The 24216-nt window shown below is 41.9% G+C and carries 24 protein-coding genes and 1 tRNA gene; 11 read left to right on the top strand and 14 right to left on the bottom strand.

What is annotated here, in order from left to right; genetic code table 11:
- Positions 1–53: 53 nt before the first annotated feature.
- Entirely contained in the window at positions 54–986 is a 933-nt protein-coding gene (locus tag IPP77_14705) for a bifunctional riboflavin kinase/FAD synthetase (GenBank protein ID MBL0310865.1), read from the top strand.
- Here the strand turns inward: IPP77_14705 and IPP77_14700 are convergent.
- Complete coding sequence (locus tag IPP77_14700) at positions 972–1421, bottom strand: hypothetical protein (protein ID MBL0310864.1); 450 nt, start codon at positions 1419–1421, stop codon at positions 972–974. The two genes, IPP77_14705 and IPP77_14700, sit on opposite strands and share 15 nt — an antisense overlap.
- Before the next feature lie 78 nt (positions 1422–1499).
- Between IPP77_14700 and IPP77_14695 the strand changes: the two genes are divergently transcribed.
- The 3 genes from IPP77_14695 to IPP77_14685 all read left to right on the top strand — a co-directional run bounded on the left by IPP77_14695 (position 1500) and on the right by IPP77_14685 (position 5265).
- Positions 1500–1886: a YraN family protein gene (locus IPP77_14695; protein ID MBL0310863.1), complete on the top strand. Its 387-nt coding sequence runs from the start codon at positions 1500–1502 to the stop codon at positions 1884–1886.
- A 66-nt stretch (positions 1887–1952) separates the two neighbouring features.
- The gene (locus tag IPP77_14690; GenBank protein ID MBL0310862.1) at positions 1953–3734 is read left to right on the top strand and encodes a long-chain fatty acid--CoA ligase; all 1782 of its coding nucleotides are present in this window, start codon (positions 1953–1955) and stop codon (positions 3732–3734) included.
- 490 nt (positions 3735–4224) lie between these two features.
- Positions 4225–5265 (top strand): hypothetical protein, encoded by a 1041-nt coding sequence (locus IPP77_14685; GenBank protein MBL0310861.1) that lies wholly within the window; start codon positions 4225–4227, stop codon positions 5263–5265.
- A gap of 28 nt (positions 5266–5293) precedes the next feature.
- Here the strand turns inward: IPP77_14685 and IPP77_14680 are convergent, their stop codons facing one another.
- On the bottom strand, positions 5294–6028 hold the full coding sequence (locus IPP77_14680) for a hypothetical protein (protein MBL0310860.1): 735 nt from the start codon (positions 6026–6028) through the stop codon (positions 5294–5296).
- Positions 6029–6301: 273 nt separating this feature from the next.
- Between IPP77_14680 and IPP77_14675 the strand changes: the two genes are divergently transcribed.
- On the top strand, positions 6302–10447 hold the full coding sequence (locus tag IPP77_14675) for a gliding motility-associated C-terminal domain-containing protein (protein MBL0310859.1): 4146 nt from the start codon (positions 6302–6304) through the stop codon (positions 10445–10447).
- A gap of 137 nt (positions 10448–10584) precedes the next feature.
- Positions 10585–11142 carry a peptide deformylase gene (locus tag IPP77_14670; GenBank protein MBL0310858.1) on the top strand — a complete coding sequence of 186 codons (558 nt, stop codon included), beginning with the start codon at positions 10585–10587 and terminating at the stop codon, positions 11140–11142.
- Here IPP77_14670 and IPP77_14665 read toward each other — a convergent pair.
- From IPP77_14665 to IPP77_14640, 6 genes are all read right to left on the bottom strand, one after another.
- Positions 11139–11807, bottom strand: coding sequence for a sterol desaturase family protein (locus IPP77_14665; protein MBL0310857.1), 669 nt, complete (start codon positions 11805–11807; stop codon positions 11139–11141). The genes IPP77_14670 and IPP77_14665 overlap by 4 nt on opposite strands.
- A gap of 99 nt (positions 11808–11906) precedes the next feature.
- Positions 11907–12428 (bottom strand): hypothetical protein, encoded by a 522-nt coding sequence (locus IPP77_14660; GenBank protein MBL0310856.1) that lies wholly within the window; start codon positions 12426–12428, stop codon positions 11907–11909.
- Positions 12429–12503: 75 nt separating this feature from the next.
- Entirely contained in the window at positions 12504–13232 is a 729-nt protein-coding gene (locus IPP77_14655; GenBank protein MBL0310855.1) for a response regulator transcription factor, read from the bottom strand.
- A 32-nt stretch (positions 13233–13264) separates the two neighbouring features.
- On the bottom strand, positions 13265–14260 hold the full coding sequence (locus tag IPP77_14650) for a HAMP domain-containing histidine kinase (protein MBL0310854.1): 996 nt from the start codon (positions 14258–14260) through the stop codon (positions 13265–13267).
- A 17-nt stretch (positions 14261–14277) separates the two neighbouring features.
- Positions 14278–15873 carry a T9SS type A sorting domain-containing protein gene (locus IPP77_14645; protein MBL0310853.1) on the bottom strand — a complete coding sequence of 532 codons (1596 nt, stop codon included), beginning with the start codon at positions 15871–15873 and terminating at the stop codon, positions 14278–14280.
- Between the two features lie 103 nt (positions 15874–15976).
- A complete protein-coding gene (locus tag IPP77_14640) occupies positions 15977–16267 on the bottom strand; it encodes a hypothetical protein (GenBank protein ID MBL0310852.1) in 291 nt (96 codons plus the stop codon).
- Between the two features lie 265 nt (positions 16268–16532).
- On the opposite strand from IPP77_14640, the gene IPP77_14635 reads away from it, so the two are divergent.
- The 3 genes from IPP77_14635 to IPP77_14625 all read left to right on the top strand — a co-directional run bounded on the left by IPP77_14635 (position 16533) and on the right by IPP77_14625 (position 18046).
- Positions 16533–16826, top strand: coding sequence for a hypothetical protein (locus IPP77_14635; GenBank protein ID MBL0310851.1), 294 nt, complete (start codon positions 16533–16535; stop codon positions 16824–16826).
- On the top strand, positions 16823–17149 hold the full coding sequence (locus IPP77_14630; GenBank protein MBL0310850.1) for a fibronectin type III domain-containing protein: 327 nt from the start codon (positions 16823–16825) through the stop codon (positions 17147–17149). Before IPP77_14635 ends, IPP77_14630 begins: the two co-directional genes overlap by 4 nt.
- Positions 17150–17329: 180 nt before the next feature.
- The gene (locus IPP77_14625) at positions 17330–18046 is read left to right on the top strand and encodes a thioredoxin (protein ID MBL0310849.1); all 717 of its coding nucleotides are present in this window, start codon (positions 17330–17332) and stop codon (positions 18044–18046) included.
- A 5-nt stretch (positions 18047–18051) separates the two neighbouring features.
- Here the strand turns inward: IPP77_14625 and rfaD are convergent, their stop codons facing one another.
- Both rfaD and IPP77_14615 read right to left on the bottom strand, forming a co-directional pair.
- On the bottom strand, positions 18052–19005 hold the full coding sequence (gene rfaD, locus IPP77_14620; GenBank protein MBL0310848.1) for an ADP-glyceromanno-heptose 6-epimerase: 954 nt from the start codon (positions 19003–19005) through the stop codon (positions 18052–18054).
- Between the two features lie 13 nt (positions 19006–19018).
- Positions 19019–19091: transfer RNA gene (locus tag IPP77_14615), tRNA-Gly, on the bottom strand.
- Positions 19092–19180: 89 nt separating this feature from the next.
- On the opposite strand from IPP77_14615, the gene IPP77_14610 reads away from it, so the two are divergent.
- Complete coding sequence (locus tag IPP77_14610; GenBank protein MBL0310847.1) at positions 19181–19369, top strand: hypothetical protein; 189 nt, start codon at positions 19181–19183, stop codon at positions 19367–19369.
- Between the two features lie 47 nt (positions 19370–19416).
- Here IPP77_14610 and IPP77_14605 read toward each other — a convergent pair whose 3' ends face one another.
- The 4 genes from IPP77_14605 to IPP77_14590 all read right to left on the bottom strand — a co-directional run bounded on the left by IPP77_14605 (position 19417) and on the right by IPP77_14590 (position 23161).
- Positions 19417–20154, bottom strand: a complete 738-nt coding sequence (locus IPP77_14605) for a CDP-alcohol phosphatidyltransferase family protein (GenBank protein MBL0310846.1) — start codon at positions 20152–20154, stop codon at positions 19417–19419.
- A gap of 252 nt (positions 20155–20406) precedes the next feature.
- Positions 20407–21765 carry a hypothetical protein gene (locus IPP77_14600; GenBank protein ID MBL0310845.1) on the bottom strand — a complete coding sequence of 453 codons (1359 nt, stop codon included), beginning with the start codon at positions 21763–21765 and terminating at the stop codon, positions 20407–20409.
- A 21-nt stretch (positions 21766–21786) separates the two neighbouring features.
- Positions 21787–22074, bottom strand: a complete 288-nt coding sequence (locus IPP77_14595) for a DUF721 domain-containing protein (GenBank protein ID MBL0310844.1) — start codon at positions 22072–22074, stop codon at positions 21787–21789.
- A gap of 7 nt (positions 22075–22081) precedes the next feature.
- Positions 22082–23161: a DNA replication/repair protein RecF gene (locus tag IPP77_14590; GenBank protein ID MBL0310843.1), complete on the bottom strand. Its 1080-nt coding sequence runs from the start codon at positions 23159–23161 to the stop codon at positions 22082–22084.
- 35 nt (positions 23162–23196) lie between these two features.
- Between IPP77_14590 and pdhA the strand changes: the two genes are divergently transcribed.
- On the top strand, positions 23197–24186 hold the full coding sequence (pdhA, locus tag IPP77_14585) for a pyruvate dehydrogenase (acetyl-transferring) E1 component subunit alpha (GenBank protein ID MBL0310842.1): 990 nt from the start codon (positions 23197–23199) through the stop codon (positions 24184–24186).
- Positions 24187–24216: the final 30 nt, after the last annotated feature.

The following is a 24216-nucleotide window of genomic DNA, read 5'->3' as shown; positions in this document are numbered from 1 at the left end:
CACTCGAACATATATATCTGGTTTCATACTATAGGAGAAATTATATTTGCGCCATGCGTGTCTTTCGCGATTTAAGTAAACTGCCTGTTTTTAAAGATTCGGTTATCACCATCGGCACCTTCGATGGGGTTCATCTGGGTCATCAGAAACTGATTAAACATATTCAATCGTTAAGCAAAAAAACCGGCGGCGAGAATATCATCATCACCTTTCATCCTCACCCCAGAGTCGTGATTCACCCGGAAGATCAATCTCTGCGCCTGCTCAATAGCATAGATGAAAAGATAAATCTGCTCGAAAAATATGGAGTAGATAATGTCGTGATTGTTCCTTTCAGTCGAGATTTTTCAGACCAAACTGCGGAGAGCTACATCAGCAGCTTTCTGGTTCGGAACTTTCAGCCCCGCTACGTGGTTATCGGCTATAATCACCGTTTTGGCAAAGACCGCATCGGCGACTACCTTCTGCTCGAAAAGATGAAGCAGAAGTTTAATTATGAAATGGAAGAAATCAATAAAGAAACGCTGGATGATATTGACATCAGTTCTACACGAATCCGCGAAGCACTCCATTCGGGTGATGTGAAATTGGCCAATGAACTATTGGGCCATTCCTATACCCTGAGCGGCACCGTAGTCAAAGGGCTTCAAAACGGAAGGAAACTGGGCTTCCCTACCGCCAACATCCAGATACACGATGAACTAAAACTGATTCCCAAAACAGGTATCTATGCCGTGAAGGTACAACATGCCGGGACTCGTTTTGGTGGTATGTTGAGTATTGGATTCAACCCGACCTTTGGCGGCAAAGAGCAAACTATTGAAGTCAATATTCTTGATTTTGATAAAAACATCTACGGCGAATCTTTAACCATCGAAATCGTGGGCTACATCCGCGATGAAAAGAAATTTGATTCCATGGAGGCTTTAATACAGGAAATCAAAAAGGACGAACATAAGATTCGTAAAATCTTACTGACCAGCTAAGGGAGGAAGTTGACGAAGCTCCTTCACAATAAAATATCTGTTTTTCCTATCTACCACACATTGAAATAAGGCGGCACCTTTATACCGTACGGGCAACTTTCTATGTTCAAACATCGGAAACTCCTCTCCCACTACTTTACTACTGAAAAGCAATAACGAATCGCCCAACGCTAATTGCTTCTGACCATCGAGATTGTAAAACTCCAAACTGAGGGGAACATTCTCTTTACCTATCCACAAATACAAAAACTCTATCGAACGCGAGGTGTTGATATGTACCTTAATCCGGTAATTAGTTCCTGATCTTCCCCCCGGCGCGCCCGAAATCCAGTTTTGCTTGGTAGCATCTAAAACACAAACCGGCGAAGCCCTCCGTTGAGAAACAACAGAGCCGAAGCAGAATAACATACCAACAAAAAGAATTCTTGCTTTCATTTAGAACCACAAAGGTAGGCGAAGATGACCAATGTTCTACTTAAATTAATGAGGCCTCATTACATTTGCTCCCACAAAATGGCTTTACATAACGACATAGGCAAACAAGGCGAAGAGGCCGCGATTGATTTTCTTCGTAAGAATGGACATGAAATATTAGCCAACAACTACCGCGATGGCAAGGCGGAGATTGATATTATATCCAAACATAAAAACGCCATCGTCTTTACCGAAGTAAAAACCCGGAGCAATAACTTCTTCGGAAATCCTGAAGAGTTCGTTGACCGGAAAAAGAAAAAGCTCATGATTCAGGCGGCAGAAGAATACATGCAGAGAAATAATTCAGACGCAGATATACGCTTCGACATTATCTCTATCCTTCTTGAAAAAGGCAAAATGAATATCAACCATATCCAAGACGCTTTCTTTAATCTGGACAATGAGCAAGACGATATCTATCATTGATGTGGATGAAAATGAATTTCTCCTTCTGTAAATTTCTATTTTAACATCGCAAAAAACATAACCAACATGGAAATAAAAAGACTCTTCGACTTTTTGACCGAACAAAATAATCTGCGTCCTTCCCAGCCTTTTCTGTGTGCCAAAGTGGTTACCTCAAAAGGCAAAGAGTGGGTTTCTTATACTATGGCCGAAGTGCAAGAAAAAGCCAATCAAGTCAGCCAGTTGTTGCTCGATTTAGGATTAACCAAAGGTGACAAAATTGCCCTGATTGCCGCTAATCGTCCCGAATGGAATTTTGTGGACATCGGCGCTTTGCAAATTGGCGTACATACCGTGCCCATGTATCCTACCATTTCGCAAAGCGACTATGAATTTATTTTCAACAATGCCGGAATCAAATACGCCTTCATCGGCGATGCGGTTATATACGACAAAGTCCTACCGCTCAAAGAGAAGATTTCATCGCTGATTGATATTTACAGCTTCGATAAACTGCCCGGTGCAAAAAACTTTGAAGAATCTCTGCCGAAACAGTTTAATGCAAATGAAATTCAAAAGCGCAAAGACACGATAGACGAAAACGACCTCGCCACTATCATTTACACCTCCGGCACCACAGGGAATCCAAAAGGCGTGATGCTCTCCCATAAAAATATTGCGAGCAACATCATCAGTTCCATGCAAGCCGTGCCTTTTCGGCGTGGAACCAAAGCCCTCAGCTTTCTCCCTCTATGTCATACCTTCGAGCGGATGGTGTTCTACGCCTACCTTTATATGTACATCCATATTCACTATGCCGAAAGCATAGATGCCATTGGTGACAACCTAAAAGAAGTACGCCCCTATTGCTTCACCACGGTGCCGCGACTACTCGAAAAAGTCTATGAAAAAATCATGGAAAAAGGAAATGCACTCACCGGCTTCAAGAAGAATCTTTTTTTCTGGAGTATAAAACTCGGCAACCAATATAAGTTGGGTGAAGATCAAGGATTATGGTATAACCTTCAGTTGAACATTGCTCGCAAATTGGTTTTCAGCAAGTGGCACGAAGCTCTCGGCGGTGAAATTAATTTTATCGTTACCGGTTCGGCACCGATGCAGCCTCGCCTCATTACCCTCTTCTCGGCAGCAGGAATTCCGGTTATCGAAGGCTATGGCCTCACAGAAACTTCTCCAGTGCTATCCGTCAATGGTATGGATGAAAAAGACCGTATGTGCGGCACCGTTGGCATACCAATTCCCGGTGTGCAAATTAAAATTGCTGACGATGGCGAAATCCTTGCCAAAGGGCCCAACGTCATGATGGGTTACTATAAAAGCCCCGAACTGACCGCCGAAGTAATGGACAGCGAAGGCTGGTTCCATACCGGCGACATCGGCGAATGGGTGAACAACAAATTCCTCAAAATCACCGATCGGAAAAAAGAACTTTTCAAAACATCGGGTGGAAAATACATCGCCCCACAGGTGATTGAAAACAAAATGAAAGAATCGCGCTTCATCGAGCAAATAATGGTGGTAGGTGCTTCGGAGAAATTTGTATCCGCTCTCATCGTGCCCTCCTTCCTTCACCTACGCAGCTGGATAAAAATTAATGGTATCGAAGACGGAACCAATCAGGAAATAGTGAGCCATGACAAAGTCAAAGAACTGATTCAGAAAGAAGTGGACCGGCTAAATATCAACTTCGGCAAATGGGAGCAGATCAAAAAGTTTACGCTCATCGCCCAAGAATGGACCACCGAAACCGGTGAACTAACTCCGACCATGAAAGTGAAGCGCAAAATCCTCATGGACAAATACAAAGCGCAGGTAGAAGCTATGTACGCCAACGGCAACGGACACTAAGCATTTAAAAAGCTGTCTTTATGTGTGAATGATGCAAAGTGTCTATTAAAGGAGTTCTCTGAAAAATTTATTTATTGATGAACTTGTTATTCGCTAAAGGTTTTTTGAGAATTGGGATGTAATACCCCTGTTGTACAGTATTTCTATGTGGTATTATAGATTCGTTTTCATAGGTGCCGATGGAAACAGGGCTATCATGATGGTGCTGACCGAAATCTATCAAATCCGAACAGTTTTGATGGAAAAACAGCCTTTTCTATACCATTTCCATAAGCCCCAAAAGGAGCATTTGTTAAATCTGATCAGAAATAGGCAATTGCTGATTGGTAATGACAACATATCCAAGGATTGGGCCTCCCGTTTTCCAAAAAAATATCCATCTACTGTAACCTTTGCACATCAACAGTATTCCATTCGGCATGGCTCATACAAACTTCAACACCTGTTATTATTTATCAGCAAAAATTACATTCGCATAAAATTAAACCCTATGAAAAGCAAAATACACACACTCATTCTCTTCTCTGTCGTTCTTTCTTCCTTCTTTATTTCAGGTTGTAAAAAAGAAAAGACCGAAGGTTTGAATGGGAGATATGTAATTATATCTGGAGGGTTAATCTCCTATAAGTTTATAGAAGTGACCACAGACAGTTTGTCTTTCATGCTTGAATTTGGCAGTTATGGACAACGCGGACTTTCATCACTTATAACCACCTTTACAGCCGATAGTGTCTATAACTACAGTAATGGATACCCATACAAGTTGGAAGATAATGTGCTCACGATTACAGGTATGACTCTTGAGCCGATAGTAGCTGTTAAGAACATGGAGGTTCCGACGGCACGTGAATGGGTAAAAATTGCGCGGGTGACATCTTTGGGTAACATCACCAATCCTGCATCTGGAGGCTTTGGGGATATGACTTCTTATGGAAGTGACATTATCACTGACCCGCACGATAACGGAACGAAATACGTTTATAAAAGACTGAGCATCCTCGGCAATACGTTCGCTGCCACTGAAATAGATGCAGACCCGACGAAAATATATGTGGCGTACGAGGATAATGTGGAATATCTGAATAATAAGTTGTTGGTTTATGAATGGGGGAATCCCAATAGCTACATGAACCGAGTGAACGTTAATACGGGTATTTGGGAATCGAGAACTCAGGTGGCCGTTCCGGTGGGGAACATTTATGCTTTGGCGGCAGTTGGGACCGATTTATGGGGGATGACCTACGACGGCATCCGTAAATATGATTTTGTGAATGACGCTTGGGGTAGTGAATATGCTACGGGCGGAGCCAGTACCTTAGCTGGCAAAGGCGGATTTTTGTATATGTCTATTCAAAACGCCCCAGTTATCCAGAAATTTGACCCCAGCTTAAATAAAATAGTAGATGCCTTTGAATTGCCAAACAACTATAGCTTGCGCGGGATTGCCTTTTCAGATAATTATCTGATTGCCAGCGTGTATAACTACACCACCACAAGTTACCAACTAATCAAGATAGACCTCGGAGAATAGCGGTTCTTTTTTCCTTCGTAAGATAGGATTACAAAGAACCATCCGTCTTTCTGATCAGCCGATGGATGGAAAGCACGTGCAGCAAAAATGCAAAGGGCATCACGAAAGTGGGAAGCCATACAAATGGTAAACTGTATTGAATGGCATTGGTGGGTTCATTCATAAAATAGCGGAAGGGATAGGGGGAAGAAAGCAAAAATAGCACCATCATATTTGCCAAGGTCAACAGCCCGAAGATATTCCAGATTAGTGCTATTTTGGGTGACCACGTTTTTTTTCGAAAACAATAATAGGCCACAAATGGTGCCGAGATACCAGTCAATATATCCAAGTTCATTCCTTCAAAAGTCATTTGAGTTGGAATGATCTCATAACGACAGAGCATCCATAGCATGACTCCTATAATGATTCGAAACGATTGAGTGTAGATCAGCCAGAAGTGGGGAAGTTTATCGAGGAGGGCGATGGCATTCTTATAGAATGGAAGCAGGAGAACACCGATAAACGGAGGCAGTACGATATAGAGAATTCTAGGCGGCACCGCTTGAAAGTCTTGCAGAAAACCGGTGAGGGAGATAATCAAAACAAAGACCAGCCAGCCAAAAATGATAGATAAAGTACGCAGAATGTTTGCACCTTCTTTCTCGGGAGAAAGGTTCGACCTCCTGCCGCAAGTATAAACGGTCAGAAACAAGAAAAAGGCGATGCCGAAGACCAGCATGATAAACAAGGCCGACAAATGCAACGGAGGCAAACTCATCATGAGCAAAAAGGTTTTAAATGAAGATTTTGGCCAAGAAACAGGGTATCAGAATAAATAAAATCTACTTTCATTTTAGGCGAAATAAGAAAAAAAGTCGCACACCTGCCCATAGAGCGAAGATATAAATTGCATAAAAGAAACCAGCGTGTTTTTGCATGCCATAAAAGGAACAACCGTTTTCGAAATCTGCTCATCTCTTTTTATAGTTCTTCAAAGGCATTTCCCTTTGAGGCAGAATTAGATACTTTTAGCACTCGAATTTTAATAAAAATTATGGTCAAAAAAGATTTTACTCGTTTCTGGTCTGTTTGTTTGTTGTTCCTCGGTTTGTTTTTTCTTTCTACGAATGAAGCCCGGGCATCACACGCTATGGGGGCCGATATCTCCTATGTCTGCTTAGACCCGGTGAACCGGATATATCAGGTGACGATTAACTTTTATCGAGATTGCGGCGGTATTGAAGCGCCTTCCAGTATCACCTTGAATGTATCTTCTCTTTTATGTGGGCAAAGTTTTAGTATGGATTTGCCCCAGCAAACACCTGCCCCAAACCCTAACGGCGGAATAGACGGAGAAGTATCGCCCTTGTGTTCCTCTGTGATTGCCTTGTCTTCTTGTCGTCAGGGTACGCTTCCGGGGGTGCAGACTTTTGCCTACATGGATACGGTGATCTTGCCTTCAGCCTGCGCTGATTGGGTATTCAGTATGACTGTTTCTGCTAGAAATGAACTCATTACCAATCTTCTGAACGCCAGCTCGGAGGCGCTTTATGTGGAGAGCAGATTAGATAATACGGTGTTTGCTAATAATCGCTCGCCAGTATTTACTACGTTGCCTGTTCCGTTTATCTGCGTGAACCAGCCTTTTTCCTATAATCATGGAGCCGTGGATGCAGATGGCGATTCTCTGGCTTTTACGCTAGTCAATCCGTTGGGTGCGGGGGCTGTTCCTATCTCCTATAATTTTCCATTTTCACCTACACAGCCTATAGCCACCGCTAGCGGATTTAATTTTAATGGCACTACCGGACAGATGAGTTTTACGCCCAACAGTATTCAGGTAGCCGTGGTTACGGTATTGGTGCAGGAGTATCGCACCGGGATTTTGATAGGAACGACTATGCGCGATATGCAAATAGTGGTGGTCAATATTCCGGGATGCGGCAGTCCGGCTCCGGTGTTTACCGGTAATATTGCTTCGAGCGTTCAGGGAGGTTATGCTATTGATACCAGTTTGGTTCAGGTTTGCCCGGCAGTTCCGCTTTCCTTTTCTGTAGAAGCTTATGATAAGAACGGAGATTCGCTTTTTGTTGAAAGTAATATCAGTCAATCTATTCCGGGAGCACGATTTAATGTGGTACGCAGTTCTAAGGATTCTCTTCAGGGTAACTTTAGCTGGACCCCCTCAGGTTTAGATACGGGAAGGCATACTTTCATCATTATCATTAGAAACGATCATTGCCCCCTAGCCAGTTCACAGGCTTATGCCCTAACTATTGACGTATTGGCCGGAACAACCGCAGGACCTGATTTGTATTATTGCCCATCTGGAGGGGCCGTTCAATTGCAAGCCTATGGTGGTTCACAGTTCACTTGGAGTCCTACCCTCTTTTTGAGCGACCCGAATGCGTCCAATCCGCTAGCTTCTCCAAAGCAAAGCACTACTTATGTGGTGTCCAGTAACCTGAGTTCTACTTGTAAAAACAAGGATAGTGTGACGGTCTTTCGGGTATCGGACTTTGATTTTACACTGAATCAATCGAAGGATACAATTTGCTTGTATGATATCGTACAATTTAATGTGGTCGGAGATTCACTGAATGCTCCTTATCGGTATGAATGGACACCGGTTGCCGGGTTAAATGGAGTAAATATTAGCAATCCTTATGCAAGGCCGTCTGTCACTACTAATTATCAAGTACTTATTACTTCTGAAAAAACTGGTTGCTCCAGAAAAGATACCGCACGAGTAGTATTGGGTGGCGGCAAGGGGCCACAGATTATATTGAGCGCGGACAAAAACAATGTGTGTGCCGGAGACACCATTCACATTGACTCTTATGTATCCACTATATCATGTGGGGTAAATACTGTTCCATGCACCGGGCTTGCTTCTGTATTTCAACCGGGGGCAGATACTTCGCTTAGTGCAGGAGGAAACACTCCTTATAATAATTTCTATACAAGCGGACGTATTCAGATGCTTTTTCTGGCAACAGAACTCAGAGACTTAGGGGTTAAACCAGGAACCATACAATCCATATCTTTTGATGTGGCAGCAAAGAGAAGCACTCAACCTTACCGGAACTTAACCATTCGTATGGGTTGTACAGAACGAAATTTTATGAGTGCTTTTAATGCCGGATTAACGCAGGTGTATTTCAGCTCTATCTATAATACCGTTGCAGGAATAAATACGCACGTGTTGAACACGCCTTTTAATTGGGATGGAATCTCCAATCTGTTGGTGGATGTTTGTTTCACGAACAATCAATCAAGTTCTGATGATCGAGTAAGAGTGTCCAGAACAAATTTTAATTCTATTACATCCGGTGCAATGGATGGGCAGGTGGGATGCAATCTTCCGGTTGCAGGAACTTTTGTTTCTACGTCCTCTATTCGTCCAAATGTTCGTTTTGATTATTGCACACCACCGGCACCACATATCACATATTCCTGGTCACCATCTGCAAATGTTCATACCCCTGATATTCAAAGCCCTTCTGTAGTGATGGGGCAAAATGGAGGTACTTATATTCTTACGGCTCGTGACAGTTCTTGTCAGGGTTCGCAGGGCATCATCTTGAACGTAGATACATCTTATAAGATTGATTTAGGTCCAGATGTGCCTTTATGTGATGGAATTGCGGTTCAATTAGGGGCTATAGTCTCAGGATCACCTCCACGAGAAGAATTAATTGGCTGCGGAACGAATACAGCCAATTGTGCCGAAACCCCGATTCAAAAGGACTTGAACCGGGCCGGTCTTCAATCTTCTGTGAACTCTATGTTTAGTGGTAATGCTAATGGAACGATTCGCAACCAGAGAACCCAGATTCTTTATCGTCGGGATGATCTGCTGACTGCAGGTTTTAGTCGGGGAGCTATAAGCAAAATTGGTTTTCGACTGGCTAATAAGAACACAACTCTGCCTTTCCAAAATCTGAACATTGGTTTGGGTTGTACTGGTAATCTTGAACTTACTGATATGGCATGGGAATCTGTAACTCCGGTGTTCAATGCGGTGATTTATTCTACGATTACCGGATGGAACGAATTTACCTTACAGAATAATTTTACTTGGGATGGGAAAGCAAACATAGTGGTAGAAATATGTTGGAGCATGACTGATTCGTCACAAACCCTTACTGATCCAATTATTATTTCGACCACTACTTATAATGCCCTTCATTTGGGCACCAGTGATACTACACTTGGATGCAGCATTGGCGTGCCAACATTTAAAATTTACAAACAACTTCCCGAAATTAGAATGATCGTATGTCCACCTCCCCAATTACCTATTACCTATAGTTGGTTCCCGCCAACAGGACTAACCAATGATACTATTCCTAATCCGACGGCCAACCCGTTGCAAAAAACGATTTATACAGTTACTGCCTATTTTGGGGGCAAGTGCCCAAAGATTGATACAATTGTTATTACTCCTCGAACCGTTGTACCCGTGTTAACCAAAGATACAGTCATTTGCCTTGGATCTGGCATCATACTAGAGGCTTCAGGGGGAGATTTGTTCGCGTGGTCGCCGGCAGATGGTTTAAGCTGCACCAACTGTGCCAGTCCGGTTGCTTCACCTACCGTTACAACCACTTATCATATAATGGTTACCGACGCAACAACTGGTTGTAATCAATCGGATAGCGTGGTAGTGGTGGTTGAGAGTTTGACCATAGAACCATTATTTACAGACACCATTATAGACCCAGGCGCGCCAACAATACTTGGAGCAATGGCAGAAGGAGGGAGTGGCCAATACACCTACTTCTGGTCACCTGCCGAATATCTGAATGATGTTTCGCTACCGGAACCGGTTGCTACTCCTTTGGCTGATATAATTTATACGCTTATTGTAACTAGTGGACCTTGTGTAGATAGTACTCAATTGAATATTCGGGTTAATCGAAAGGAGGATAATGTAAAACTTCCAGATGCGTTTACTCCAAATGGTGATGGTCGTAATGACCTTTTTGGACCTATTAGCCAATTTGGAATTGCAACCATCAAAACATTCCGCATTTATAACCGATATGGGCAAGTTGTTCATGACGATACGACTGAATGGGATGGTACTTTTAAAGGAGTTAAACAGCCGGTTGGCACCTATGTATATTATCTCACCATGAAAATTCCTTTTTATGATGACCAGAATTATAGTGGCTCGGTAACTCTCTTAAGGTAGGTGGCGTTGTAAACTGACATTGATTTACTTCACCCGTGCGGCTGTTATCACTTGACCATCCCGAATATTCTTGTCCAGAATAAAATTTGGTATTTTGAATAACTAGTGAGTAATTAGCGCTCTTGAAATTAAAAAATATGGTTTTACCGATTGTAGCTTATGGGGATCCGATTCTGAGGAAAAAAGGAGAAGAGATCAAAAAAAATTACCCGGGATTAGCAGAGCTGATCAAGAACATGTTTGACACTATGGAACAAGCCAAGGGCGTTGGTCTTGCGGCACCGCAAGTCAACAAAGCTATACGGCTTTTTATTGTAGATTCCAGAAAGATGTACGATGATGAAGATGGGGATATTGGAATTCGCGAGGTGTTTATCAATGCCCAATTGCTGAGTGAAAGTGGGATGGAATGGGCTTATGAAGAAGGCTGCTTAAGTATTCCGCAAATAAGGGAAGATGTATTCCGTCAGGAAACGATAAGAATTAAATATTTGGACAATGAATTCCGGCCCCAGGAAAAGGAATTCAACGGCCTAACGGCTAGGGTTATACAGCACGAGTACGACCATATAGAAGGTAAATTGTTTATCGACTATCTAAAGCCACTGAAAAAAAGTCTTTTGAAAAGTAAACTGGATAAAATATCCAAAGGAGAAGTGAGTGTGGACTACAAAATGAAGTTTCCTAAAAATTAGGACTCAACCGCTTCTGTTCTCTCTTCTACTATAATAGGAGTGATGCTCTTTCGCCTAAACGTAGTGCGGTATATCAAATCCCAGAATTTGGTACTAACTCCAAAACCATTGTGAGGATCGCTGTAGTGATGCAACATGTGATGTTGCCTGAGTCCTAACCAAAAGTTACCACGCAAATTGGCATGATGCAATGCATAATGAGTCATGTCGTAAAATAGATAGCCGCTGACCAAGCCCGAAAAGAAGGGGGCGACTAATTCATTCCCGAAGAAATACTGGAAGACAAAATAGAACAGGAGTGCTAATGGTATGCTGATGGCCGGAACCATAACTAACCGCATGCTATCACGAGGGTAGTCGTGATGCACCCCATGAAACATAAAGGATATTCTTTTGCCTATTTCGCCGGGAATATCCCAGTGGAAAATGAATCGGTGAAAATTATACTCAGTAAGAGTCCAAACCACCAATCCTGTAACAATAAAACCTACAATCGTCCAAACGCTTAGATGAAAGACAAAAACGGATTGGTAGAGGAAATAAAGAAGTACAGGAACATAAATAATCAGAGGTACAATAAAATGAACACGGGTAAAAAAATCGAGGAATTTATTCTCAAAGATTGATACAGACTCGTCTTTGTTCGATACGAAGTGTTTAGGCATCAGCTGGTTGAAACTACGAAACAAATATAGCAATAAATGGGTAGCTATTTATTGTTGCTATCCACATCGTCTTTGCGCTACCGCTATGTTTTAAAAAAATTATCGCTTTTTCTTGACGACCTTTGCTTTTACGGCCGGTTTAGCTTTCGCTTTAGCTGCGGGTTTAGGCTTTACCTTAGATGCCGTACTTGATTTTGCTTTGGCAATGGGTTTGGCTTTAGCCGCCTTAGCCTTTTCGGGCTTTACTTTTACTGACACAGTCTTTTTGATTTTTACAGCCGGTACGTTCTTTTCCTTTTTCCCTTTTTTCTCTCCGGCTTCTTCAATAGCTTCTAAATCTATATCGCCGAGCAGTTCATCAATAGGATCTAGTTCTTCAATCTTAGGTATGGCCTTTTGTCTTCCACGAGGTCTGGGTGCCGGTTCAATATCCACCCATCGGTCCTTTTTGTGTTCACCCATTATAATAACATCCTTATTCTGACGGTACATTTCAGCAAGTAACGTCATGTCTTCACGAGTTTCGCTCCATATTTTCATTCCTGAATCAGCACCCTTGGTGCGTACTTCAATATAGTATCCGTCTTTAAATCTTTTCGGTTTTGATGGTGGTCTACCCATAGCTATTTTTCTTTTTTGAAGGGCGGAAGATACATTTATAATTGATAATGAGTAATTCCGCCATTACTCTTTCAATTATTCTTCGATCGCTTTTTCGGTAAACCTATATCCAATCCCACGAACCGAATGGAAATATTCAGGACTGGAGGGGTCGGTTTCAAAGTGATGACGCAAGGAGTTTATAAAGTTGTCAATACTACGTGAATTTGGGAAAACCTCATAGCCCCAAACGCTTTGCAGGATATGGTTACGTGATACAACGGTGTTCTTTTTCTCAATCAGCAGTTTTAGGATTAATACTTCCTTTTTTGAAAGAGCAAATTCTTGTCCTTTCACACCGATAGCCTGAAGAGTATCGAAATTGATTTGGTTCTTGCCAAATTTAAAAATACTCACTGCGGAGGAATCGCCATTTGCAGAAGAATTTCGCTTCAAGAGAGACCTGACTCTAAGTAAAAATTCTTCTAGATTGAAGGGTTTAGTGAGGTAGTCATCGGCCCCGATCTTTAAACCCGCTATTTTGTCTTGGCTGGTATCTTTAGCTGTCAAAAAAAGGATGGGAGTATTACCGTCTTTCAACCGGATACCCTGGCAAACCACTAACCCATCCATTTCGGGCAACATAACGTCAAGAATGTAGAGGTGATAATGAGCATTATTCGCTCTCATCAACGCTTGGGTACCGGTAGCTGCAATATCCACCTCGTACCCCTCTTCTTCGAGATTCATTTTTACTGCATCTCGAAGGTTTTCCTCATCCTCTACTAATAGAATACGCTGCTTAAGCGCTGTTTTCCTAATCATAATATATTATCTCATTCAAAGGTAACCTTTCGTTATTGTCTGGGTAAACGAATAATAAACAAGCTACCTCTGGGGCTAGAATCCTCCACAGAGATAGTTCCCTTATAAATCTCCACAAATCTCTTCACGATATATAATCCCAAACCAGTTCCTTTTGCGTTGCGGGTATCCTCGTTTCCAATGCGATAAAACTTTTGAAAGATTTTACCTTTTTCTTTTTCTGCAATACCCATTCCTTGATCCCTAACCCAAAGCACTACATTTTCCAGATTATCTTCTAATCCAATATTTATTTCGCTGCCGGACGCAGAATACTTTATTGCATTTTCCAACAAGTTGACAACCACCGAAGTGAACCCCATCAAATCTGTATCCAGATATACCTCTTTGGGAACTTCCGTTTTTATCGCGATAGATTTCTTGTTATAAGAGAGACGATCTGCTATAGACCGAATTACAATTGCCACATCAGTCGGTTCGTTAGAAAACCCCGGTTCTTCTCTTTCTATTTTTGAAGCAAACAGAATATTGTCCACTAATGATTCCAACCGATCTAGATCCGTCAGGGAATTAGAAATTAATTTGGTAGATTTTTCTATGTCTAACTGTCTTTTGTGAAGCGTTTGCAAGGTCAGTTTGATGGTTGAAAGAGGTGATTTTAGTTCGTGTGTAATGGAAAGCATAAAATTCCTTTGTAAATCCACCAGTTCTAACTCTCGAAGAAAAACCCGCCGAACACGCATCAATCCAAAGAAAAGAAGTAGAAGAAAAAAGACGCCCTCGCCAATAATCATCACCTTTTGCCTCGAATATTTGGAAATTATCTGGGCATACTCCTTTGTAGCGTAATAATCTCCGGATGGATGCAGCATCTCGAAGTTTATTTGATTGAGCTCTATTTTTTCTTTAAAAGCTTCTTCATTCTTGGCATACAAGAGATAGTCCCACCAAAGTGCAAACACGATGATATAGGCAAAAACGGCATAAAATATTTTAAAAGCGCCGATTGGCTTGTTCTTCACCAACATTTAAACCTGAAAATACGTTATTCTACTACTAATTTCCGACAGAAAGTTTGTACCCCGTTTACGGCTTTAAGAAAATAAATTCCTTTCGACAGTTCAGAAACAGAAAAGGACAGGGTTTGTGTAGTAGGGTGGCTCACGGTTTGCTCCATGACTACTCTTCCTTGTAAATCCATTAGAAGAAGCATAGAAACTTTTTCACTGGTAGAAACCGTAACAGTGGTTGAAGCAGGATTTGGATACACATCAAACATCCCTTCATTATTGATGGAAGAAATATCGGTACATAGTGTTATAGAAACTGTGTCTTGGGCCAAGTTCGAGCATTTCCCATCGCTATATGAATATACAATTTGGTAATCCCCCTCATTCTGCGAGGCATCAAAATTGGTTCCGGTTACTCCCGTTCCGGAAAATGTTCCACCCGCAGGTATTCCCCCGCTCAAGGCGAGCGTACCCCCTTTGCAGACCGAAGAAACAGGAAGTGAGAAGGAGACATCTGGAATTTGATTCACTACCATTGCGATAGTATTCGATACTCCCGGATTGACAACGCAAGGGGCATTGGAGGTCAGTGTACATTTAATTAAATCTGCAGAATCCAGATTAGCTGGGTTGAAGGTAATTGTTGAACTAACGGAAGTTCCGTTGACTGTCCAGTCATAAACTGAAGACGAGCCTTGGTTAGTAACCGTGGCAGAAAAGCTAACCGGTTCTCCTTTGCAAATTACATTGGATGGATTAGCTGTTATAGCAATGGTAGGAACAATAGATGGATTCACCACAATCAAGGCGCTGTTCGAACTAGCATCGGGGCAGCTTGGCTCGGATAATACTGCCTTAAAAAAAGAAGTAGAAGTAAGCGCAGCAGTGTTGTAAGTAGTAGTGGTGTTACCGGTACCGCACGTGGCATTGCTCCAAGAACTACCATCTGTAGATGTTTGCCATTGAATCGTTCCCGTACTTCCTGCCAACAAAATTTGACTGCTTTCGCCGCTGCAAACAGTGCTTGGATTGGCAGAAGCAGTTCCTCCAACATTAGAGCAATTTGAAGAACCTGAAACTACAATTTTAAGATCCTTTGTATCCCCGTAAGAACCGCTTACTTGACAAGCATTTGGGCTTGATCCCGGATCGCTGCCATCGGTTCGTACTCTCATCCGGTGATCGCCGGGAACCGCAGAAGCAGGAACCAATACATTGGGAACCACCACGGTAGTTCCGCCGGTGAAATTGGCTAAAAATTGAGGAGTATTTAGTTGCTCGCCTGCATCCGAAAAGTCGCCGTCGTTATTCCAGTCCACCCATGCAACAACCCAGCAATCAGGAGCTGTGCCTCCTCTGGCGATAGTCAATGTATAGCTGCTTCCGGCAGAAACAGCTCCCGAAACACTACTATATAGATCCTGATAACCGTCGTCCGAACCATCGCCCGAACAAGTGCCGCCAGAGAAATTCAGGGTTCCGAATGAAGTACTCTCAATCCAAAAACTATATAACCCAAAAAAACAGGGCGACCCGGAGGTGACAGTCTGGCAACTGCCATAGCTAACCTGCGATTGCGCAATGATGGAAGTGAAAATAAAGGCAACAAGAAGAGTGTAAATCTTTTTCATGAATTTGTATTTTAAGGATAAATCTAAGTTTATTTTTGATGTGGGAGATTTATATCCCACGACCAGCAGGTTTTTTGATCAGCTACCGGTATGTATAAATGATTTATGATGGTGTTTGAGCCTCCCAGTCTATGCGTAGCGGTTTCTTCGCGTTCGTTCTGTTAAACTTATTTTTCGATTTAAACTCAATCAAAGTAGCTAACAATAGAATGAAGCTGTCATCCATTTCAATATAGTTCAAACAGATTCCAACCCCTGTCATTATCAAATCGCTCACTTTTACAAGGATTTCTTTCTTTCTCCCATGAACTAGCTCAAAATCAGTATTCATTTCGCGGAAAATCGCATAGCTAAGTAAGCATTGAAACAGACGCTCACGGCAATGCTCATTCATTTTTACAAATAGAAGGAGACTAAGATGCCACTGCTTGTTCATTTTTAAAAAAAGAAACAGCATTTCCTTGTGAGCCTCTTTCTTTTTATTTAAAAGCTAAAGCAAAACATTGGATGTCCCTTTCTATTTGTAAAAATGAATGAGCATTGCAGCGAATTGCACATGCAATTCGGGGTATTCACTGGTAACCGGTCCCAATTTAAAGGGAATAATATCTAAAGTAGTATTGAAACCTTTCTATTATAAGTATCGTACAATGTAGAATATGAAAAACTTTGCAAAAACAGGCCTGAGAAATAAGAATGCCTTTGAGGTTTACATGAAAGCCATGAGGGTTTTGATGCGAATGACCGACAATCCATACTTTCCCGGCACCATTGCAGAAAAGGACAATTTGGCCTTATCGGTAGTCAGGCTTCGCGATACTTTAAGCCGGTATGATGGTAGCAAGGTAGTGTTGGTGCAGCGAAAGGCAGCACAGAAAGCAGTGGAATGGGATTTTACGGTTCTGGCGGGTTATGTGAATATGATTGCAGTACGCAATCCTGAAATCATATGACTACCGGTTATGAATTGAAAATAAAGAACAAAAAGGTAATAATAACCAAACAGCCGAATATTTATCGTAAAACAAAACTTAGTCAACACGGTCCTGTTAAATTAAAATGGACGGCCATTAAAAAGGCGAGAAGTTATTCTCTTCTCCTACGTGAAGTTGATCGGCTTGACCTGAATGCTACGCATATAGGTGCTTTGAAATCAAGTGCCATCGTGACCGGTTTAGAATCGGGTAAAAGGTATTTAATTTCGGTTCGCGCCAATAGTCGCCGCAACAGCGGACCAGAAAGCAAGGCGATAACTATATATGAAGTGGGGGGGTAATACCTCACATAAAAAAGGACCTTACCTTATTATTGAGTCATAAAAACTATAAATTAAGACAAACGTTAGTACACTTCTTAAAGGGGGCATTTTAAATTTCGTTAAGAGCCAATACTTAACCCCCACTTTAATTTCGCCAATCGGTTTATAAAACGATTTTTGGGAAATAAATATTTGTAAATGAAATTAATGACATCTATCTTTTTGCTGGCACTCACTTTTGCCGCATGCACCGGGCAGTCACCGACGGTTAAAAATCTGAATGCCGATGAATTTGAAAAGGGTATAAAGGGTAAGAATATACAGCTTCTGGATGTGCGCACTCCCGGCGAGTATTCGGAGAAGCATCTGGCTCATTCAAAAAACATCAATCTAAATGAAGCGGGCTTTGAAACCCAACTGAATAAGATGGATAAATCTAAGCCTCTTTATGTTTACTGTCTGGCGGGTTCGCGCAGCGCGCAGGCCGCAGAGCTGGCAACGAAAAATGGTTTTAAGGAAATCTACAATCTCGAAGGCGGTATCAATGCCTGGATAGGCGGTAGAAAGCCAGTAGAAACTTCATCGGGTGAGGCACCAGATATGGGCATGAGTTTTGATGACTACCTGAATCAGTTGAAGGCAAAAGATAAACTGGTGTTGGTAGATTTTAATGCGGTTTGGTGTGGTCCCTGCAAGATTTTGAAGCCGATTGTTCATCGGGTGATTAAGAATAATAATGCAAAAGCCGAGCTGCTAGAGATTGATGTAGATAAAAACCCTGAGATTTCGAGAACGATGCACATTTCAGGCATTCCGTTGTTGGTGCTTTATAAACAAGGCAAGGAAGTGTGGCGCGCAATGGGCCTGACCGACGAAGGCACTATCGAAAAGCAGATTCAGAAGTTTTCTAAGTAAAGCAGCTATCCTTTCCTTAGAAAGCCGACATACTTTTCTATTCCTTCTTCCAGGCTGATGAAGGGATCGTGGTAGCCGATGGATTGTAGCTTGCTCATTTCCGCCTCGGTGAAGTATTGATAGCGAGAACGAATATCTTGGGGAATAGGGATGTATCGAATCTTTACCGGAAGGTTCATGGTGTTGAAAATTCCTTTGGCCAAATCATTGAAGGTTCTTGCCTCGCCGGTTCCGCAATTGTAAATGCCGGAAAGTTTACGCTGTTTAAAAAAGAATAGGCATATATTGGTGATATCGTCGACGTGGATAAAATCACGCAGTTGTTCTCCATCATTATAATCGTGATGATGGCTTTGAAATAGTTCTATCTCACCTGACTCTTTGATTTGACGAAAGGCATGAAGCACCACTGAAGCCATACGTCCTTTATGTGCTTCGCGCGGCCCATAAACATTGAAGAATTTCAGGCCTACCCAAAATGGCGGAGCCGATGATTGTTCCATGACAAAAACATCAAACTGCTGTTTGGAAAGCCCATAAGGATTCAACGGCTTCAGATCATGAATCAAGGAATGATCGTCGTTGAAGCCCTTCTCTCCTATTCCGTAGGTGGCTGCTGAGGAGGCATAGAGAAAAGGGATATTCTTTTCTGTACAAATTGTCCAAAGTGTTTTAGAATATTCCGGGTTGAGTTTTTCTAATACCGAATAATCGAGTTCCGCGGTATCGGTTCGCGCCCCTAGGTGAAAAACAAAATCAACATCGTGGGCATTCGCTTCTAGCCATTGGGGAAATTCCTCTCGGTCAATAATCTTTTCATACTTCACGTCCTTAATATTTTTCGCTTTGGTTGTGTCATTAAAATGATCAACGAGAATTAGATTAGTTACTCCTTCAAGATTCAATGCTCGAACAAGATTGGAACCTATAAAACCGGCAGCGCCTGTAATGACTATCATAGTAAGTTTCAAGAGCGGAAAACGGGGCTCGAACCCGCGGCCTTCAGTTTGGGAAACTGATGCTCTACCAACTGAGCTATTCCCGCAACAAAGACAAATTAAAGCAAATTAAGGATGGAAGGTACTAAAAGATAATTTGGATATTCATATTTTCGATTCGCGTTAAATGAAATTTATGAAATCAATACTCTTCTTTCTTCTTGGTGGATTTGTGATTTGCTCGATTCAATCCTGCGGCTATTGCACCGAGTGTGTCAACTATCCAAAAGACAGTATTAAACTTTGTAAAAGAGATTTTGCATCAGAAGATGCCTATACGCAAGCCTTCAAGCAGTTGAATTATGAAGGGTATCAGTGTAAATAGTTAAACTGGGAATGGTCCGATTCTGGGAGTCGTGCAATCTCTGGCAATTATGATAGGAGCTTATTAGCCTTATCCTCCTCGTCCCTTTTTGTACCGAGTTTTTGCAGACGGAAGAAATCCTTCACGTTAATTATAAATAATACCGCAGAAACCACAATGGTAAAATAACCAGCGGTGCCCCGCAGAAGCATTTCGCCGATCAAAACCAAAATAAGGATAATACGGAACTCCGTTGGCCCTAAATAGGCAGAGTCAATCATAAAAACATCAACGATTTTATATTTCATCAGCGACATAATCATAGTCCAGTTATAAAGTATAACAACGGCAAATGCAAAAACATTATACGGAGCCGACAGGTAATAGTAAAACCCGCAACCCATCATGACAACGGAAATGAAGTCCATATTCAAGTCTAAAGAGAAGCCATACCACTTGCGTGGCTTTTTCCTGAAGTAGGCAATTCGTCCATCCAAAGAATCGCCAAACCAGTTGATACAAAAGCCGAGGATAGACAATAAAAAATAATAGTCGTTGCTCCTTGCCAGAAAAAAACCTACCATAACCAGTACGCTTCCTACCATCCCTACGAAGGTTAGAAAATCAGGAGTAACCCATTGAGGCATCATTTCACACAAGATAGCCAGTAGCTTTTGCTCCGGAACTTTGAGGAAATTGGTTCTGTTTCGGTCTGTAAATACTTTGAGTTTAGGCTGAGGGAGATTGGTCATGACCTCTTTGGTTTCAGGGGCAGGAGTACTTTTTAAAGGCGATGAATCCATCATTATGTTTTTAACAGTGCAAAGAAGGAAATATATCTCAGTAAATAAAATTTATAGCTATTTCAATTTCAATTCCTGAAAAAGTTTTTTGTAATAATGGTATGATGGACGGGCGATTGACCCTTATATTTTATTTTGAAGAATAATGTTGCCTTTTATTTTCTGTTCAAGTTACAAAGTCAAGGTGTGCTCCATTCATGCTATTTCATCTGTTCAGTATAAAATATTTTTTTATGAATGTACCGGATTTGTAAATCATAAATCACAATTCTCTTTTAGTGCCTTTTTCGCGGCCACATGTCCCATGTCCGCCGCAGTAGAAAGATCCATGCATCCTTCCAACCAATCATTATTGCCGACTTTGGCCAAACCACGGTAATAATAGACAGATGAATCGCTTGGGTCAAATATGATATACCGGGTAAAGTCATCTGAGGCCGATGCAAAATTCCTTAACATCAAATACGCGATCCCTCTTAAGCGATAGGCCTGATAATAATTGGTATTGATTTTTATTACCGCATTATAATCTTCAACTGCACTTTCATATTTGAGCCAACCGCTTGAGATATCAGCCCGCTCCATATACGCCAAAACATATTGACTGTCTATACCAATAGCTCGTGAAAAATTTTCAAAAGCTTCATACTTTTTCTTCAGATTCAGGTGAGCCATACCGATTTTAAAGAAAAGTGAAGCCTGAGTTGAATCTATTTTCATCGCACGGTCATATCCTTTTAATGCTTTAGTATATGAGCCTGTTTCAGCATCTACATCTGCCAGACACACGATAGCTGAATAATTTCGATTCCATAAATCCAGCGATTTGCCGAGCAAGTCAGATGCTCGCGAATATTGTTTCAATTCCACCGCCTTTTTAGCACGGGCTAAAAAGAAATTAGCCTTGATATGACTAACTGTATCACTCTCTCTTTTTGAAGATTGGTCTCGAGCCTCGGTCGGCTGCATTTCATTCAATTCATATCGGGCTAGGGCCGCAGTATCCACTACGGCGTGTGCATGCTTCCAAGTATCCGTTTTGTTGCCCGGAATTTTTCTGATCGCTATTCCCGATTTCAATTCGGGGAATTGCCTCATGGTGTCGGTCTCAATACGATTAAAAGTATCATTCTTAATAACGAGATTCTCCATTTTCGTTTCAGCCGGTGCTATTTCCTCCTGCAAGATATCCAACGGATTCAAGCGCATCAGGATCTCTTTTCTTTCCGCAACAATGATTCTCGAATCTTCGGTTAAACTATCTTGAACATGCTGTAAATAAGGGAGTAATAATTCTTGTTCTTTTGCTTTCTTGATAATCAACAAGGCCGTGTGCTTATCGTTAGCTAATCCAACAACCGGGCTATTCAACGAATCCAGACTTGCCTTCACTCCTGCCTCCAATGCATCATTTAATTCAAGCATGGCATCCAAAAGCATCAAACGACTATGATCAATCGTCGAATCATAATCTACTTTATTATTCAGTTCTTCCTGTTGGGATACATCATGATTTTTTGATTTTTTGTTCTTGCCAGTGGCTGACTGAGCTGTTGAGAAAAGGGAAAATCCACTCAACAGAAAAAGAAGTATAGAGAATACTCTGGAATTCATCGTTCAATATCTGCCGAAGCTTTAGTAGATAAAAACTTCTTTAATCACCGGCTCGTCCAGTTCTTTGTTAAACACCTCTTTAATCTTATCCCGCGAATAAGACAATTCCTGTTTCAGCGGCGCAGAATCCACCTGAATATATAGCTTCCCGTTTTTGAGCGAAATGGCCGTGGTGTGTTTGGCAATCAAGTTCCCCATCACTTCATTCCATTTATTTTTTATTCTGGATTGATTCAAACCCGGCTTAAGTTTCAGGTTAGAAACCATCTGGTCCAAAGCTTCTTTTATAGTTACTGCGTTCTTTTTCATACTCGTTTCAAAAGCCAATAAAAGAAAAAATTTCTTCTTTCCCTTTCAATACTTCACGAATGTGGGCATCTCCGGTATCTGTTATAAACACTTGCCCGAATCCATTTTCCGAAATCAACTCTACCAACTTTCGGCTGCGATCGGTATCCAGTTTATCAAAAATATCATCTATCAGCAAAACCGGAGCAAAATTCTTATTCTTTCTGATATACTCATACTGCGAAAATTTCAGCGAAACAATAAAACTCTTCTGCTGTCCTTGAGAACCAAAACGTTTCAGCCTGTTCTCTCCTATTCTGAATTCAATATCATCCTTGTGAACACCGGTATCGGTTCGCTGCAAAACCAAATCACGGTTCCGGTTAGCTTTTAGCAAGGATTCAAACGCTTGTTCATTGAGTGGCGATTGATACCTAAATCCGGTCACCTCCCTACCATAGCTTACCTGCCGATGAAAGTTCTGAAATAAAGATTCCAACAATACAATAGCGGCCTTTCTCGCTTGATGAATTTCATTCCCTAATGGCACCATTTGCTGATCATAAGAGTCGAGCAAAGTATTATCCACTCTACCCGATTCAGCAAAACGCTTCAAGGAGGCGTTGCGTTGCGCTAAAATTTTATTGTATTGAATTAGGCTATCCAGGTATTGATGGTTTACCTGAGATATGGTGTTATCCAAAAACCTTCTTCGCTCCTCGCTTCCGCCATTTATCAAGACACTATCATCTGGCGAAATGATAATAGCAGGAAAACCGCCCACGTGATCACTCAACTTGGGTAGCAAGCTTTCATTAACCAACAATTCCTTTCTTTTCCCTACCGGCAGTTTATATACCAAATCAAAAGACTCTTCCCCCTTCATAAAACTACCTTCCAGCCGAAAGAAATCCTTTCCAAAGAGTATATTCTGCTGATCCGTACTATTAAAATAACTTTTGGTCAAACAGAGGTAATAGATAGCATCAAGCAGGTTCGTTTTCCCCACTCCATTGTTACCAATAATGCAATTGATTTTATGCGAAAAACCAAGAGATAAGTTTTCGTGATTCTTAAAGTTGGAAAGTGAAATTCTGGTAAGAAACACTATGTTTGCCTGCCTTTTTTTAAAACAATTCGTGAATGGCAAAAGTAACTAAAGACACCTATTTATACTGGTACCAACTGATGTACCGCCTGCGTCGTTTTGAAGAACGCGCCGGGATGTTATATGGACAACAAAAAATTCGCGGCTTCTGCCATCTCTATATCGGACAAGAGGCCGTAGCCGCCGGAACCGTTAGTGCGTTGCGTCAAGACGACCGCGTCATTACTGCCTACCGCGACCACGGACTGGCAATTGCCAAAGGCATTACTTGTAACGAAGCCATGGCCGAACTCTACGGCAAAGCCACCGGATGCACCAAAGGCAAAGGCGGCTCCATGCACTTCTTCTCCAAAAAACACAATTTCTTTGGCGGACATGGAATAGTCGGCGCCCAAATCCCGCTCGGTGCAGGGATTGCCTTTGCCGATAAATATCTCGACAAAGACAATGTAACCATCTGCTTCTTTGGCGATGGCGCGGCCCGTCAGGGTGCTTTGCACGAAACCTTCAACATGGCTATGATCTGGAAGCTGCCCGTCATCTTCGTTTGCGAAAACAACGGATATGCTATGGGAACCTCCGTAGGCCGAACCTCCAACGTCACCAAGATTTCCACATTGGGCGAGGCCTACGACATGCCTTCCGAATCGGTAGATGCCATGAAATGCGAAACCGTCCATGAAGCCGTAGAACGCGCCGCCGAGCGGGCGCGCAAAGGCGAAGGCCCCACCTTTCTCGAAATGTGTACCTATCGCTACAAAGGCCACTCCATGAGCGACCCTCAAAAATACCGCACCAAAGAAGAAGTAGAAGAATATAAGAAGCTCGACCCCATCGAAACCACGCTTGAAACCATCCTCAAAAAGAAATACGCCACACAGAAAGATATTGATGCCATCAACGAAGCCGTAGAAAAAGAAATAGAAGACAGCGTCACCTTTGCCGAAAACTCCCCCTACCCAGAGGACGGTGAACTATACAAACATATATACACCCAAGCCGATTACCCCTTTTTAACCGTCTAACCAAAGAAATTATATTCGCACCTCGTAATT

This window comes from Bacteroidota bacterium, assembly GCA_016722375.1.
Classification (GTDB): Bacteria; Bacteroidota; Bacteroidia; order Chitinophagales; family LD1; genus Bog-950.
This window is presented reverse-complemented; position numbering and strand designations above follow the sequence as displayed.

Bases quoted from the DNA above. Each gene is read 5' to 3' on its own strand.
- IPP77_14705 (MBL0310865.1), top strand. From the start codon at position 54: ATGCGTGTCTTTCGCGATTTAAGTAAACTGCCTGTTTTTAAAGATTCG.
- IPP77_14700 (MBL0310864.1), bottom strand. From the start codon at position 1,421: ATGAAAGCAAGAATTCTTTTTGTTGGTATGTTATTCTGCTTCGGCTCT.
- IPP77_14695 (MBL0310863.1), top strand. From the start codon at position 1,500: ATGGCTTTACATAACGACATAGGCAAACAAGGCGAAGAGGCCGCGATT.
- IPP77_14690 (MBL0310862.1), top strand. From the start codon at position 1,953: ATGGAAATAAAAAGACTCTTCGACTTTTTGACCGAACAAAATAATCTG.
- IPP77_14685 (MBL0310861.1), top strand. From the start codon at position 4,225: ATGAAAAGCAAAATACACACACTCATTCTCTTCTCTGTCGTTCTTTCT.
- IPP77_14680 (MBL0310860.1), bottom strand. From the start codon at position 6,028: ATGATGAGTTTGCCTCCGTTGCATTTGTCGGCCTTGTTTATCATGCTG.
- IPP77_14675 (MBL0310859.1), top strand. From the start codon at position 6,302: ATGGTCAAAAAAGATTTTACTCGTTTCTGGTCTGTTTGTTTGTTGTTC.
- IPP77_14670 (MBL0310858.1), top strand. From the start codon at position 10,585: ATGGTTTTACCGATTGTAGCTTATGGGGATCCGATTCTGAGGAAAAAA.
- IPP77_14665 (MBL0310857.1), bottom strand. From the start codon at position 11,807: ATGCCTAAACACTTCGTATCGAACAAAGACGAGTCTGTATCAATCTTT.
- IPP77_14660 (MBL0310856.1), bottom strand. From the start codon at position 12,428: ATGGGTAGACCACCATCAAAACCGAAAAGATTTAAAGACGGATACTAT.
- IPP77_14655 (MBL0310855.1), bottom strand. From the start codon at position 13,232: ATGATTAGGAAAACAGCGCTTAAGCAGCGTATTCTATTAGTAGAGGAT.
- IPP77_14650 (MBL0310854.1), bottom strand. From the start codon at position 14,260: ATGTTGGTGAAGAACAAGCCAATCGGCGCTTTTAAAATATTTTATGCC.
- IPP77_14645 (MBL0310853.1), bottom strand. From the start codon at position 15,873: ATGAAAAAGATTTACACTCTTCTTGTTGCCTTTATTTTCACTTCCATC.
- IPP77_14640 (MBL0310852.1), bottom strand. From the start codon at position 16,267: ATGAATGAGCATTGCCGTGAGCGTCTGTTTCAATGCTTACTTAGCTAT.
- IPP77_14635 (MBL0310851.1), top strand. From the start codon at position 16,533: ATGAAAAACTTTGCAAAAACAGGCCTGAGAAATAAGAATGCCTTTGAG.
- IPP77_14630 (MBL0310850.1), top strand. From the start codon at position 16,823: ATGACTACCGGTTATGAATTGAAAATAAAGAACAAAAAGGTAATAATA.
- IPP77_14625 (MBL0310849.1), top strand. From the start codon at position 17,330: ATGAAATTAATGACATCTATCTTTTTGCTGGCACTCACTTTTGCCGCA.
- rfaD (MBL0310848.1), bottom strand. From the start codon at position 19,005: ATGATAGTCATTACAGGCGCTGCCGGTTTTATAGGTTCCAATCTTGTT.
- IPP77_14610 (MBL0310847.1), top strand. From the start codon at position 19,181: ATGAAATCAATACTCTTCTTTCTTCTTGGTGGATTTGTGATTTGCTCG.
- IPP77_14605 (MBL0310846.1), bottom strand. From the start codon at position 20,154: ATGATGGATTCATCGCCTTTAAAAAGTACTCCTGCCCCTGAAACCAAA.
- IPP77_14600 (MBL0310845.1), bottom strand. From the start codon at position 21,765: ATGAATTCCAGAGTATTCTCTATACTTCTTTTTCTGTTGAGTGGATTT.
- IPP77_14595 (MBL0310844.1), bottom strand. From the start codon at position 22,074: ATGAAAAAGAACGCAGTAACTATAAAAGAAGCTTTGGACCAGATGGTT.
- pdhA (MBL0310842.1), top strand. From the start codon at position 23,197: ATGGCAAAAGTAACTAAAGACACCTATTTATACTGGTACCAACTGATG.